The 13,968-nt window shown below is 69.3% G+C and carries 9 protein-coding genes; 3 read left to right on the top strand and 6 right to left on the bottom strand.

The genetic code is table 11. The features are described 5' to 3' along the window. Positions 1-462 (bottom strand): DUF1841 family protein (locus AP428_RS09280; protein ID WP_231691690.1); only part of this gene is annotated, 462 nt, incomplete at its 3' end. A gap of 179 nt (positions 463-641) precedes the next feature. On the opposite strand from AP428_RS09280, the gene AP428_RS09275 reads away from it, so the two are divergent. Beyond that, entirely contained in the window at positions 642-1,571 is a 930-nt protein-coding gene (locus tag AP428_RS09275) for a DMT family transporter (RefSeq protein ID WP_011545870.1), read from the top strand. A 60-nt stretch (positions 1,572-1,631) separates the two neighbouring features. On the opposite strand, the gene nth is transcribed toward AP428_RS09275, so the two are convergent. Both nth and rsxB read right to left on the bottom strand, forming a co-directional pair. Next, a complete protein-coding gene (gene nth, locus AP428_RS09270; RefSeq protein WP_054928037.1) occupies positions 1,632-2,276 on the bottom strand; it encodes an endonuclease III in 645 nt (214 codons plus the stop codon). After that, positions 2,273-3,190 carry an electron transport complex subunit RsxB gene (gene rsxB / locus AP428_RS09265; protein ID WP_374039654.1) on the bottom strand — a complete coding sequence of 306 codons (918 nt, stop codon included), beginning with the start codon at positions 3,188-3,190 and terminating at the stop codon, positions 2,273-2,275. The genes nth and rsxB overlap by 4 nt, the downstream gene beginning before the upstream one ends. Before the next feature lie 267 nt (positions 3,191-3,457). On the opposite strand from rsxB, the gene AP428_RS09260 reads away from it, so the two are divergent. After that, the gene (locus AP428_RS09260; RefSeq protein ID WP_006478198.1) at positions 3,458-4,090 is read left to right on the top strand and encodes a TetR family transcriptional regulator; all 633 of its coding nucleotides are present in this window, start codon (positions 3,458-3,460) and stop codon (positions 4,088-4,090) included. Positions 4,091-4,199: 109 nt separating this feature from the next. Here the strand turns inward: AP428_RS09260 and AP428_RS09255 are convergent, their stop codons facing one another. Together AP428_RS09255 and AP428_RS09250 are read right to left on the bottom strand one after the other, a co-directional pair. Next, complete coding sequence (locus tag AP428_RS09255; RefSeq protein ID WP_011545868.1) at positions 4,200-5,690, bottom strand: polyhydroxyalkanoate depolymerase; 1,491 nt, start codon at positions 5,688-5,690, stop codon at positions 4,200-4,202. Positions 5,691-5,901: 211 nt separating this feature from the next. Next, positions 5,902-7,731: a glycoside hydrolase family 15 protein gene (locus AP428_RS09250; protein WP_006478200.1), complete on the bottom strand. Its 1,830-nt coding sequence runs from the start codon at positions 7,729-7,731 to the stop codon at positions 5,902-5,904. 167 nt (positions 7,732-7,898) lie between these two features. Here AP428_RS09250 and AP428_RS09245 point away from each other — a divergent pair, with 167 nt between their 5' ends. Beyond that, complete coding sequence (locus tag AP428_RS09245) at positions 7,899-9,146, top strand: lactonase family protein (protein WP_011545866.1); 1,248 nt, start codon at positions 7,899-7,901, stop codon at positions 9,144-9,146. Positions 9,147-9,266: 120 nt separating this feature from the next. Here the strand turns inward: AP428_RS09245 and AP428_RS09240 are convergent, their stop codons facing one another. After that, positions 9,267-13,850, bottom strand: coding sequence for a DNA translocase FtsK (locus AP428_RS09240; protein ID WP_011694342.1), 4,584 nt, complete (start codon positions 13,848-13,850; stop codon positions 9,267-9,269). Between the last annotated feature and the right edge of the window lie 118 nt (positions 13,851-13,968).

Genomic DNA, 13,968 nt, shown 5'->3' with positions numbered 1-13,968 from the left:
GCGCGACGCGCGGCGCAGGATGCGCTGCAGGTACGCGTCGGTATCGGGCGGCGTGTTGGTGCGCTGCGCTTCCCAGATCGTCTCGCCGAGGCATTCCATGATCGCGTGCTGCGCGTCGTGGGTCGAGTCGAGCTTCGCGGCCAGCTTGTCGTGCGCGGCGCGGATGCCGGGCGGCTGGTCGATCGACAACTGCTCGCTGATCGCGAGGTGCATCGACAGGTGCAGGAACGGGTTGGTGCGGCCTTCCTCGGGCGTGTAGTTGCGCGCCGCCGCGCCGTCGGCATCGGCCAGTTCGTCGTGGTACTCGGGATGCTCGACGATCCAGTCGGCCGCGATCGCTTCCAGCGGCGTGAGGATCTCGCCCGCGCGCTGCTTGCGCCAGGTCTCGGTGAAAAAGCGACGCACGTCGTCGCGGCTTGGATTGAACATGGTGGGGAAACGTCGTGATTCGGATGGCATCATGCCGCGTCGGGCATTGTACGCCGGCGCGACGGACGGCGCTGGCGCCGGCCCCCGGGAGCGGTCGGCGCGGAACGCGCGGCCGCCCGCCGCGCAACGGGTAAGCGCGGGCTAGGCTCGGCGCCGCCGCGCCGCTACACTCCGACGATTCCCGTCACGGCGCCCCGTTCGCCCGTTTCATCATGACCGCCACCGTTCGCTCATCGTCCGCCGCCCTGCAGGGCGCGTTCTACGTCGCGTTGTCCGCCGCCGCGTTCGGCGCGATGGCGATTTTCGGCCGCTATGCGTATGCGGCCGGCGTCGACGTGCTCGGGCTGCTGATCGTGCGCTTCGCGATCGGCGGCGCGGTGCTCGCGGCGATCGCACGGCACCGCCGCGTCGCCTGGCCGCGCGGCCGGGCGCTCGCGCCGCTGGTGGCGATGGGCGCGCTCGGCTACGTCGGGCAGTCGTTCTGCTATTTCAGCGCGCTGCAGCACGCGCAGGCGAGTCTCGTCGCGCTGCTGCTGTACCTGTACCCGGCGTTCGTCACGCTGCTCGCCGCGTGGTGGCTCGGCGAGCGCCTGACACGGGCGAAGGCCGTCGCGCTGGTGCTGTGCGTCGCGGGTTCGGCGCTGATGGTCGGCGGCGGGCACGGCGAGCCGCTCGGGATCGCGCTGGCGCTGGCCGCCGCGGTGATCTACTCGCTGTATATCGTCGGCGGCACGAAGGCGACGCGCGGCGTCGATCCCCTCGCGACCACCGCGATCATCTGCCTGTCGGCCACCGCGACGCTCGTCGCGATCGCCGTCGTGCGAACGGCGGGGTTCGGCGCGCCGCCGCGCTGGCCCGCGACGGCCGGCGGCTGGGCGTCGATGCTCGCGATCGCGCTGGTGTCGACGGTCGCGGCCATGCTTGCGTTCTTCGCCGGGCTCGAGCGGCTCGGGGCCGCGCGCACGTCGATGCTGTCGACGCTCGAACCGGTCGTGACGGTCGCGCTCGCGGCGCTGCTGTTCGGGGAAGCATTGTCGCCGCTGCAGTGGGCGGGTGGCGTCGCGATTCTGGCGGCCGTGCTGGCGCTCGTGCGCGCGGGCGGCGCGGCCGCCGACGACGCGACGGCGACATCCAACGCGTAAGCGGGGAAGGGAGCGGGCGTCGCGACGGCGCCTGCGGAACTCGCCCGCGCTGCCTGGCGCTTATTCGTTCGGCGGCGGCGTCTTCGGCCGGAACTCGCACAGCGGCTCGATCGCGCAGTGCCAGCATTCGGGCCGGCGGGCCTTGCACACGTAACGCCCGTGCAGGATCAGCCAGTGATGCGCATCCTGCAGGAATTCCTTCGGCGTGAACTTCTCGAGTGCGGCCTCGACGGCCCGCACGTCCTTGCCCGGCGCGAGCCCGGTGCGATTCGCGACGCGGAAGATATGCGTGTCGACCGCGATCGTCGGCTGGCCGAACGCGGTGTTCAGCACGACGTTCGCGGTCTTGCGGCCGACGCCCGGCAAGCCTTCGAGCGCTTCCCGATCGGCCGGCACCTCGCCGTCGTAGCGCTCGGGCAGGATTCGGCACGTCGCGACCACGTTCTTCGCCTTGGTGCGATAGAGGCCGATCGTCTTGATGTACTCGGTGACGCCTTCCTCGCCAAGCGCGACGATTTGTCGCGGGGTATTCGCGACCGGAAACATTTTCCGCATCGCCTTGTTGACCGACACGTCGGTCGCCTGCGCGGACAGCATCACGGCGATCAGCAGCTCGAACGGCGTCGAATATTCGAGCTCGGTGGTCGGATGCGGATTGAGGCTCTGCAGCGTTTCGTAGATCGCGCGTCGTTTGCTGGCGTTCATGGAGCGTTCTGGTCGGGCGGCGCGGACGGGCCGTCCGGATCGTCGTTGCCTGCGTCGTTGTCGTGGTCGTTGCTGCCCGATGCGGCTTCGGCATCGCGCTGCGCCTGCTGTTCGGCGAGCCGCTTGCGACGGGCCTCGGCCGCATCGATCTGCGCCTGGACGGCCGCGCTCACGCCTTCGGTATTCTTCGGCCCGGCGCCTTGCCCGGACAGTTCTTCCTTCTTCTTGCGCGCGCGTTCGAGTGCGGCGGCGATGATTGCGCGTTTCTTCGCTTCGGCGTCGTCGGCGGCCGGCGCGGCGGCCGGCGTGTCCGGCTGCGAACCGGGCTGCGCTGCAGAGGGCTCCGCAACCGGCTTGGCGGCACTGGCCGCGCGGCGGGCGGCAGCACGCGCGTCGGCGGCCTCGCGCTCGCGGCGCTCGCGCGCGAGCCGCAGGTCGTGGCGTTCGCGCGCGGCGTCGGCCTGTTCCTGCGACCACGCATCCCAACCCGTGCGATCGCCGGTCACCGGCAGCATCGCGATGCAGTCGACCGGGCACGGCGGGATGCACAGGTCGCAGCCCGTGCACAGCGACGCGACGATCGTGTGCATCTGCTTCGGCGCGCCGACGATCGCGTCGACCGGGCACGCCTGCATGCACAGCGTGCAGCCGATGCACAGGTTTTCGTCGATGAACGCGACCGCGCGCGGATGCTCGCTGCCGTTGACGGGGTTCAGCGGAATTACCGGCTTGCCGAGCAGGTTCGCGAGGCGCGCGATGCCTTCGGCGCCGCCGGGCGGGCACTGGTTGTAGTTCGCGTCGCCGGCGGCGATCGCCTCGGCGTACGGACGGCAGCCGTTATAGCCGCACTTCGTGCATTGCGTCTGGGGAAGCAGATCTTCGATGCGATCCGCGAGTGTTTTGGAGTCGGTCACGGTGACAACAGGCTGACAACGGGCGCAGCGGCGCCGAATGGCTCTCGGTCGGCCGCGCCGGGCGCGGCCGGAAAGGTTGGCCAAAGCTCGATTATCGCCGATTTCCCGCATTGCGCCGGACGCCGTCTATGCGCATAATCGAACCGCTTTTTTGCAGGGGCTCAGCAGGAGGGCGGCCGCCCGCGGCGCGCCCGTTCCAGGGCGGCCGGCGCCGAGGCGGTGGGGGTGTCGGTCCGAATCAAGCGGCTCACATAGCAAAGCGCCACCATGAATCAGCCAAAAATCAAAAGAGATCCTGAAGGTACGCGCCGCCGCATCCTGATGGCGGCAGCCGAAGAGTTCGCGAATGGAGGGCTGTTCGGCGCGCGCGTCGACCAGATCGCGCGCCGGGCCGAAACGAACGAGCGCATGCTCTATTACTACTTCGGCAGCAAGGAGCAGCTGTTCACGGCGGTGCTCGAACACGCGTTCTCCGCGCTGACCGAGGCCGAGCGCGTGCTGGATCTCGACGGCGTCGCGCCGGTCGAAGCCGTCACGCGGCTCGCGCATTTCGTTTGGGACTACTACCGCGACCATCCGGAGCTGCTCAGGCTCATCAACAACGAGAACCTGCACGAAGCGCGCTATCTGCACAAGTCGACGCGGATCCGCGAGATGATGTCGCCGATCGTCGCGAAGCTCGGCAACGTGCTGATGCGCGGCCAGAAGGCCGGGCTGTTCCGCGGCGACGTCGATCCGCTGCGCTTCTACGTGACGTTGTCCGGGCTCGGCTACTACATCGTGTCGAACCGCTTCACGCTCGCCGCGACGCTCGGCCGCGACTTCACCGACACCGACGAGCGCGCGGAGATGGTCCGGATGAACACTGAGGTGCTGCTCGCTTATCTGCTGCGGCGCTGACGCGACGAACGGACGAGCCGATGAGCTGCCCGCTCGCGGCCGCTGCCGAATAAAAAACGCCGCCGTTGCGTCAAGCAACGGCGGCGTTTTTGCGTCGGAACGCGGCGCGTCAGGCGGCCTTGCGGACCCGCGCGGCTTTTGCGCGCGGGCTGCCAGCCGTGCGTTTCGCGGCGGGCGCGGCCTTCGCGGCGGGCGTCCTGGCGGGCGCGACCGTCACGGCCGGCGCCTTCGCGCGCGTGCGTTTCGCGGCGGTGGCGCGCACCGCGGTTTCCGGCTCCGGCTTGGCGGCCGGCACGACGCCGATCGCGGTTGCATCCTGGGCATCGACGGGCAACTTCGTCGCGCCGGGCTTGGGCTCCAGCGCATGGTCGCGAATGAAGTCGCGCAGTTGCGGATAGATGATCGTGCGCCAGCGACGGCCCGAGAAGATCCCGTAGTGGCCGCATTTCTCGGCGGTCAGGCTGCGGCGATCGTCTTGCGGAATGCCCGTGCACAGCTCGTGCGCGACGTGCGTCTGGCCGCTGCCCGAGATGTCGTCGAGTTCGCCCTCGATCGTCATCAGCGCGGTGTGCTTGATGTCCTGCGGCCGCACGCGCTCGCCTTCGACGTCCCACGTGCCTTCCGCGAGCCGGAATTCCTGGAACACGACGCGGATCGTCTCGAGGTAATACTCGGCGGCCATGTCCAGCACCGCGTTGTACTCGTCGTAGAAGCGGCGGTGCGCTTCGGCGTCGTCCTCGTCGCCGCGCAGCAGGCTCTGGTAAAAATCCCAGTGCGATTGTGCGTGCCGCTCCGGGTTCATCGCGACGAAGCCGGTGTGCTGCAGGAAGCCCGGATACACCTGGCGGCCTTCGCCCGGATAGTTCGCGGGCACCGTGTGGATCACGTTGTTCTCGAACCACGCGGTCGAATGCTGCGTGGCGAGCGAGTTCACCGACGTCGGGCTGCGGCGCGCGTCGATCGGGCCGCCCATCATCGTCATCGTGAGCGGCGTGTCCTCGCCGCGGCTCGCCATCAGCGAGATCGCCGCGAGCACCGGCACCGTCGGCTGGCATACCGAGATCACGTGCAGGTTGCGCGCGCCGATGTGACGGATGAATTCCTGGATGTACGCGATGTAGTCGTGCAGGTGGAACGGGCCCGTCTCGACCGGCACCATCCGCGCGTCGATCCAGTCGGTGATGTAGACCTTGTGATCCTGCAGCAGCGTGCGTACGGTGTCGCGCAGCAGCGTCGAGTGGTGGCCCGACAGCGGCGCGCAGACCAGCACGACCGGCTCGTCCTTCAGTTGCGTGACGGCGTCGGCGTCGTCCGAATAGCGCTTGAAGCGCAGCAGGCGGCAGAACGGCTTCTCGATGATCGTCTGCTCGACGATCGGGATGTTGTGGCCGTCCTTGACGATCTGATGAATGTTGAATTCCGGCTTCTCGTAATCCTTGCCGAGCCGATACATCAGCTCATAGGCAGCCGCCATCCGCGGGGCACCGGGCATCAGCGAGAACGGGCTGGACGGATTCGCGAACGACTTCGAGGCGGCCTGGGCCCAGGCCGTGAGCGGGCTCAGCATCGCCCGCTGGAATTCGTGCAGTTGGTAAAGCATGCAGGCTACTCCCGCGTGGGGGACGGTGCGCAAGGGCGGCGTGAGGCGTCGCGGCGTGCCGTGTGGGTCAGCGACCGGCCATGTTGCATTGCAGCCGGACAATCTCGCCGATCATATCGGACAACGATCGGTGGTGCAATGCAACATTTCCCCGGGTTTTCATCAAAGTGTTGCGATTTGACGATCTCTGAACAAGGCCCGCGCGCGCCGTTCAGCGGCCCGTAGCCACGGCCGGCGCGGGCTGGCCGGCCGCGCGCGCCATCGCGTCTTCATGGTGCATCAGGTTCATCGCGGTGTGCACGAGCGCCACGTGCGAGAACGCCTGCGGGAAGTTGCCGACGAGCCGCCCGGCGACCGGGTCGTATTCCTCCGCGAGCAGCCCGAGGTCGTTCGACAGCGCGAGCAGGCGGCTGAAGAGCCGATGCGCGTCGTCGATCCGGCCGAGCAGCGCATAGCTGTCGACCAGCCAGAAGCTGCACGCGAGAAACGTGCCTTCGCCCGGCGGCAGGCCGTCGTCGTATTCGGTCGTGCGGTAGCGCATCACGAGCCCGTCGTGCAGCAATTCCCGTTCGATCGCCTCGACCGTGCCGACGATGCGCGGGTCTTCCGGCGGCAGGAAGCCGAGCTGCGGCAGCAGCAGCACGCTTGCGTCGAGCTCGTCGCTGCCGTAGCTCTGCGCGAACGCCTGCTTGCCTTCGTGCCATGCGTTGGCGCAGACGTCCGCATGGATCTGCTCGCGCAGCGCGCGCCAGCGGTCGAGCGAGCCGGGCAGCCGGAACATCTCCGCCGACTTGATCGCGCGGTCGAACGCGACCCACGCCATCACCTTCGAGAACGTGAAATGGCGACGGCCGCCGCGCGTTTCCCAGATGCCTTCGTCGGGTTCCTGCCAGATCTTCTCGAGGTGATCGAGCAGCGCGCACTGCACGGACCAGACCGTGTCGTCGGCCTGCAGGCCGCCCACGCGCGCAAGGTGCAGCGCGGCCATCACCTCGCCGAACACGTCGAGCTGGAGCTGGTTCGCGGCGCCGTTGCCGACGCGCACCGGCAGCGAGTCCTGGTAGCCGGGCAGCCAGTCGAGCTCCATTTCCGGCAGCCGGCGCTCGCCGGCGATTCCGTACATGATCTGGATCTGCTCGGGCGAGCCGGCCATCACGCGGCCGAGCCACGTGCGCCACGCACGCGCCTCGTCGTAGTAGCCGCCGCGCATCAGCGCGAGCAGCGTGATCGTCGCGTCGCGCAGCCAGCAGTAGCGGTAGTCCCAGTTGCGGTTGCCGCCGATCTTCTCCGGCAGCGACGTGGTCGGCGCGGCGACGATGCCGCCGGTCGGCTCGTACGCGAGCGCCTTCAGCGTGATCAGCGAGCGGCGCACGGCGGCCGCGTAGCGGCCCTGCACCTGACAGCGGCCCGACCATTCGAGCCAGTAGTTCTCGGTGCGCGCGAGCATCGACAGCGGATCGCGCGCGGGCGGCAGCCGCATGTGCGACGCCGCGTAGCCGAGCGAGAACGGCACGCGCTCGTCGGCGCCGACCGTGAATTCCGCGAGCGTGTGGAGGTTCTTGCCGGTGAGCGGCACCGGCGTGCGCAGCACGACGGTATCGGGGCCGGCGATGGCCTTCATGCCGTCCTCGCGGGTCAGTTGCGTGACCCACGGAATCGAGAAACCGTAGTCGAAGCGCAACACGAGTTCCATGCGCATCTTCATCTTGCCGTGGCGGCCGACGACGATCCGCACCAGTTCGGACCAGCCGTTGCCGGGCGGCATGAAGTCGATCACGGTGACGGCGCCGTCGGCGCTTTCGTAATCGGTCTCGAGAATCAGCGTGTCGCCGCGATAGCGGCGGGTCGTGTGCGTGATCGCGGCGTCGGCGGCCGGAGCAAGCAACCAGCGGCCGTGCTCGGGCGTGCCGAGCAGCGCCGCGAAGCAGGCGCCCGAATCGAAGCGGGGCCAGCACAGCCAGTCGACGGAGCCGTCTTTTGCGATCAGCGCGGCCGTGTGGCCGTCGCCGACGAGGGCGTAGTCTTCGATCAGGGCGGGCATGGGCAGGCGATCCTTGGGTATTCGAGTTTCACAATGCGGACGTCGACGCCCTCGACTTCACGCGCGGGCGCCGCGCCCCGTATACTCGGCCGGGCGGCGGAGCGCGTGAACGGCCGGCGTTTCGTCCTATCTCAACACTTGAAGCGACTCGATGCAAGGAGGATTCAATGCCCAACCGTTTACGCGAGCGTGACGCACGCGCTTCGACACGAGGGTTCCCGCTTAGGTTCGCTCACTGGATGAAAGGTTTCGCGATCGTGCTTTCCCTGTCCGCGACCCACGCATTCGCGCAGCAATCGTCCGCCCCGGCCGACGGCGTCTACAACCTGCTCGTCGGCACCTATACGGGCGGCGGCAGCGACGGGATTTACGTTTACCGCTTCGATACCAAGAGCGGCAGCGTCGCGCCGGTGTCGTCGGCGAAGACCGTGAATCCGTCGTACCTGTTGCCGAGCCGCGACGGTCGCACCGTCTACGCGGTCAACGAACTGCCCGGCGACGACGGGCCGGCGACGCAGCGCGGCGGCGTGAGCGCGTTCCGCTTCGACGCGAAGACGGGCGCGCTGAGCTTCATCGACCGCGTATCGTCGGAAGGGAACGATCCGTGCTATCTCGCGCTGTCGCCGGACGGCAAGTACCTCGTCACCGCCAACTACTCGGTCGCGGCCGACCCGGGCGGCAGCTTCGCGGTGCTTCCGCTGCGCGACGACGGCGCGGTCGGTCAGGCAGTGCTGACGGTCCACCACGAAGGCACCGGGCCGGTGAAGGGCCGCCAGGACGGCGCGCACGTGCATTCGACGGTGTTTTCGCCGGACGGCCGCTATCTGTTCGTGCAGGATCTCGGCGCGGACAAGATCTACGGCTACCGCTACACGGTGGACGGCAGCCGCGGGCTGATCAGCCCGACCGACACGCGCTACACGCCGGTGAAGGCGGGCTCGGGCCCGCGTCACATGGTGTTCAGCGCCGACGGCCGGTTCGCGTACGTGACGAGCGAACTCAACGCGTCGGTCGAGGTGTTCGGCTATCACGACGGCAAGCTGACGCCGATCGAGACGCTGCCGATGACGGCGCCCGGCTTCAAGGGCAAGGTCGGCGGCGGCGCGATCCACCTGTCGCCGGACGGCCGCTTCCTGTACGCGAGCAACCGCGGCGACGCGAACGACCTCGTGATCTACGCGGTGAACAAGGCCGACGGCCGGCTGAAGCACGTCGGCCGCCAGTCGAGCCTCGGCAAGACGCCGCGCGAGTTCCTGATCGATCCGACCGGCAAGTGGCTGATCGTCGGCAACCAGGACAGCGACACGTTCTACGTGTTCAGTCGCGATGTCGAAACGGGGCAGCTCGGCGCGAATCCGCAGAAGATCGCGGTCGGCAAGCCGGTCGATTTCAAGCTGGTGCCGGTCGCCCAGTAAATCGCGGGGATTCCCGGCTGATGCAAGAAGGGCGCTGCCGATGCAGCGCCCTTCGTATTTCAGGCAGTCGGTTTCACGACGCGCCCATGTCGATGAACGGCGGCCGGCGGGCCGCCTGCCTCAGTCGGCCGCAGCCGGCACGAGCACCTCGCGGCTGCCGTTGATGCCCATCGCCGACACGAGGCCGGCCGCCTCCATCTGCTCGACGAGCCGCGCCGCGCGGTTGTAGCCGATGCGCAACTGCCGCTGCACCGACGAGATCGACGCGCGCCGCGTGCGCACGACGAACGCGACGGCTTCGTCGTACAGCGGATCGGCTTCCGCGTCCGGCGCGTCGCCGAACAGGTCCTGCGTCGCGCCGTCGGCGGCCGGGCCGTCGAGGATGCCTTCCTCGTATTGCGGCTCGCCGAACTGCTTCAGGTACTCGACGATCCGGTGCACTTCCTCGTCGGCGACGAACGCGCCGTGCACGCGCTGCGGATAACCGGTGCCCGGCGGCAGGAACAGCATGTCGCCCATCCCGAGCAGCGACTCCGCGCCCATCTGGTCGAGGATCGTGCGCGAATCGATCTTCGACGATACCTGGAACGCGACGCGCGTCGGGATGTTCGCCTTGATGAGGCCGGTGATCACGTCGACGGACGGCCGCTGCGTCGCGAGGATCAGGTGGATGCCGGCCGCGCGCGCCTTCTGCGCGAGGCGGGCGATCAGTTCCTCGATCTTCTTGCCGGCGACCATCATCAGGTCGGCCAGCTCGTCGATCACGACGACGATCAGCGGCAGCGTCGACAGCGGCTCCGGATCCTCGGGCGTCAGCGAGAACGGGTTGCCGATCTTCTTTTCCTTCGCTTCCGCGTCGCGGATCTTCTGGTTGAAGCCCGCGAGGTTGCGCACGCCGACGGCCGACATCAGCCGGTAGCGCTTCTCCATTTCGCCGACGCACCAGTTCAGCGCGTTCGCCGCGAGCTTCATGTCGGTGACGACCGGCGCGAGCAGATGCGGGATGCCTTCGTAGACCGACAGCTCGAGCATCTTCGGGTCGATCATGATGAGCCGCACGTCTTCCGGCGTCGCCTTGTACAGCAGCGACAGGATCATCGCGTTGATCGCGACCGACTTGCCCGAACCCGTCGTGCCGGCCACGAGCATGTGCGGCGCCTTCGCGAGATCGGTGACGACCGGGTGGCCGGTGATGTCCTTGCCCATCGCGATCGTCAGTTGCGACGGCGAATGCTGGTATTCGCGTGCGGCAAGAATTTCCGACAGGCGGATCATCTGGCGCTTCGCGTTCGGCAGTTCGAGGCCCATGCAGGTCTTGCCGGGGATCGTCTCGACGACGCGGATCGACGTGAGGCCGAGGCCGCGCGACAAGTCCTTCATCAGGCCGACGATCTGGCTGCCGCGCACGCCGAGCGCGGGTTCGATCTCGAAGCGCGTGATCACGGGGCCAGCCGACGCGCCGACCACCGTCACCGGCACCTTGAATTCCTGCAGCCGCTGTTCGATCACCTGCGCGGTTTGCGCGAGGTGTTCGTCGGTGATCATTTCGACGTCGTCGGACGCGGGCTCGAGCAGGTCGAGCGTCGGCAGTTCGACGTTGAACGACGCGGGTGCGTGGAATTCGAACGCGTTCGGGCGCGGCGGGCGGGCTGGGGTATCGGCTTGGGCGGGGCCGGTTGCCTCGATTGGATGGGAGGCCGGTGCGCCGATCGGCGGGGCTGCCGGCGATGGCGGCGCGGAAACGACGGTTGCCGGCGTGGTCGGCAGGTTCGCGCCGGGGACGGTTGCCGCTAGCGGTGCCGTGGTCGGTGCTGCCGTCACGTCATGCGACATGGACCAGCCCGACGATGAGACGGCAGGGGCGGGCGATGTCGTGAACGTCTGAGTCGCGGCCGGGGCGGCGGCTGGGACGGACGCGATCGACGGAGCCTGCGTCGCGGTGGCCGCCCCGATGGACGTCAGCGGCCCGGCCGCGGCGACAGGCGCGCTGGCGATCGGGTGCGCTGGCGTGGCGGCGTCCGTGGTCGTCGGCGCGAGCGCGCTGAAGGACGTGAAGGACGTCGACGTCGCGGCGGACGCGGTTGGTGATACGGGCAGGCTGATTGGCGGCTGCGGAGCGACCGCGCCCGATGCGCTGAATGGAGCGAAGGTCGTCGTACCGGTCGACGTGGCTGCTGTGTCGACAGGAAATGCCGATGCCGACGGGGACGACGGCGCGGCGATCGATGTGGACGTGAAAGTCGCGGGCATCGCGGTAGCCGGCACCGGCGTTACGGGCGCCTGCGCAGTCGAACCGAACGTCGAAACCGATGCGCCAGTCGTCGACGGCATCACGGCAGGCGCATCGGTCGATGCAGGCGTCGAGGCGCGGGAAAGCGAACCGTCAGTCAGGTCCGTGGCACCGGCCGGCGATGCCGACGCGACGGAAGTAACGGGTGGTGCCGAGGCGGCCGGTTGCGACGGCGAAGCGGACGCCGTGCCGGTTACGCCGACGGGCGAAACTGCGGTAGCGACGGGCGCGATGTTCGATGCGGAGGCCGGCGCGGATGCGTGTGCAGTCGAGCCATGAGCCGTGCCGGTCAGCGGCGATGCATTGACGGCCGAAGCCGCCGAGGTTGCGGCGAACGGCTGAACCGCCGGCGATTTCGGCGGTTCAGCGGCAACGGTCGTTTGTGTCGCTGCGGGCGGTATCGTCGGCGCGGTCCAATATGTAGCGGGCGTCGCGCGTTGAGCGACCGCCGACAGCGGTGCCGCGGGTTCCGCCGCCTCGACCGGCTTGACGGCGTCCGGCACGTGATTCGATACCGCCGGTGCCGATGTTGCCGCAATCGACGTGGTCCCCGAAGCTGCGCTCACGGACGTTCCCGCGAGCGACGAAGCGGGCAGGGCAGCGAACGGAACGATGCCGTCGGCAGGCTTCGCGGCGGCGTGCGGATCGGCAGCCCCTTGAGGCACGCGGGCCGAAGCGGCGCGATCGATTGCGGACGCCGGTTGCGCGTCGGCGTGGTCGTCGATATCGACGGAGCCGGTCGCTTTGCCGGTGTCGAGGTCGCGAACCGCTGCGTCGCCTCCTTGTGTGAAGGCTGAATGCGCGGATTGCGGTCCCGCGGTGACTGCCGGCGGCTCGGCGATCGGGTTTCCGGTCGACACGTCGAGCGCCGGAACCGGCGCGCTGACGACATCTTCCCAAGGCGCGACGTCGATGGGTGCGTCGATCGACGGTGCTGCGACCCCGAATGCCGGCGCGGCGGGCGTAGCGTCGACGTGACGGATTGCGTCGTCGGCGCGATGCGAGAACGCGGCATCGTCGATGGCGGTATTCGACCGTGCGTTCGGTTCAGCGTCACCGAATGCAGGAGGGGACAAATCGCCAACCGGAGCCTGCGCGATGCCGGACTGCGCCGGCATGAAGGCGTCGAGCACGATCGGCGCGTTGTCGTCGTATGCGGGCGCGGCATCGTGTTCAGCCGGAGCATTGGCGCCCTGGGCTGCGATGCCGTGCGTCGCGGAGCCGAACGCATTCGACACGGTCGCCGATGCCGGCGCGGCCACGCTGCCGGCTGCGGCGGCGACACCGGCCACGGCAGCGGCTGCTGCCGCCGTGTGCGCTGCATCGCCGGACGGCGTGCCGCCCAGCGACGCCCATTGCGCGGTGCTGGCCTCGATCGAACGCAGCGTGTCGTGAACGCTCGGTGCGGGCGTAATCGGCGCCGCCGGCTTCTCGTTCCACGCATAGAGCGGCGCGCGCGCCGGCGCGGGCGGCGCCGGGCGGCGTCGTGCCGCGTCCGTCGACAGGCCGGCTGGCGTCGCTCCTGTGACCGGGCGCACCGGCGGACGCGGCGGCTGCGTAGCAGCCGGTCGCGGCGTGACCGTGGCGCGCGGCGCCGTCTGCGTCAGCGCGGCGGTGGTTGGGCGTGCGGCGGTCGGGCGCGGTCGGACAGGTTCGAATCCGACCGGAAGCGGCGCCGGTGCGGGGCGCGGCACTTGCGTGTTCGCTGCCGCGCGCGCGAGGCTGGCGGTGCTGCCGGTGGTCGGCGGCGGCATCGCGCTGGCCGGGATCGGCGCGGGCGCCGCGGGCGTGCGCTGCGGCGCGCTCGGCTTCAGCCAGCCCGACGGCGCGACGGGTTCCGCAAGGGGGCGCGGCGGGGTCTTGCTGCGCGGCTTCGGCCGTGCCTGCGGATCGGGTTTCCACACTGTCGGGCGCGAATACCGGCCGTTCTGGCGCGGCGCCATCGAGTTGACGGTATGCGCGGTGGTCGGCTGCACGACGTCGTCGTCGCGATGCAATGCACTGCGCGGCAGGTCGGCGATCCCGCGCGCGTCGTCGTCGCCGCCGTCGCGCGACAGCTTGACGCCGAACGACGTGTCGACCCACGCGGCGAACTGCCGCCAGCCGATGCCGGTCAGCCACGGCAAGCCGGCGAAGAACAGCACGACCATCGCGACCGGCGTGCCGATCGGGCCGAGCACGTGGGCGAAGCCGGCGGAGAACGCATGGCCGAGCGCGTTCGTGTCGGGGCCCGACAGCGGGCTCGTCAGCGTGCAACTGGCGACGAATACCGCGGCGAAGCCGAGCCACAGGCGGATCGAGCCGCGGCCGGCAAGCCCGCCGCCGCCGGGCAGCATCGCCTGCACGAGACGCCAGAAGAGAAGGAGGAACCAGACGGCGGAGATGCCGAACCAGCCGAAGACAACCGTGTGCATGCTTTGAAACAGGAGTGGGGAGGGGCGCGCGGGGCGCGACCCGCCGAGTTTAACCGGCCGGCGAACAAGACTCTAACGCGGCGTGATTCCGATTCACGCCGCGCGACGCACGTGGGCG

Origin of the sequence: Burkholderia sp. E168m22 (assembly GCF_001319805.1) — a bacterium.
Lineage (GTDB): Bacteria > Pseudomonadota > Gammaproteobacteria > Burkholderiales > Burkholderiaceae > Burkholderia > Burkholderia orbicola.
This window is presented reverse-complemented; position numbering and strand designations above follow the sequence as displayed.

What these genes read in the sequence shown, in the direction of transcription:
- AP428_RS09250 (WP_006478200.1), bottom strand. Translation starts at nt 7,731, where the DNA reads ATGCCCGCCCTGATCGAAGACTACGCCCTCGTCGGCGACGGCCACACG.
- AP428_RS09240 (WP_011694342.1), bottom strand. Translation starts at nt 13,850, where the DNA reads ATGCACACGGTTGTCTTCGGCTGGTTCGGCATCTCCGCCGTCTGGTTC.
- AP428_RS09245 (WP_011545866.1), top strand. Translation starts at nt 7,899, where the DNA reads ATGCCCAACCGTTTACGCGAGCGTGACGCACGCGCTTCGACACGAGGG.
- AP428_RS09275 (WP_011545870.1), top strand. Translation starts at nt 642, where the DNA reads ATGACCGCCACCGTTCGCTCATCGTCCGCCGCCCTGCAGGGCGCGTTC.
- AP428_RS09255 (WP_011545868.1), bottom strand. Translation starts at nt 5,690, where the DNA reads ATGCTTTACCAACTGCACGAATTCCAGCGGGCGATGCTGAGCCCGCTC.
- AP428_RS09260 (WP_006478198.1), top strand. Translation starts at nt 3,458, where the DNA reads ATGAATCAGCCAAAAATCAAAAGAGATCCTGAAGGTACGCGCCGCCGC.
- nth (WP_054928037.1), bottom strand. Translation starts at nt 2,276, where the DNA reads ATGAACGCCAGCAAACGACGCGCGATCTACGAAACGCTGCAGAGCCTC.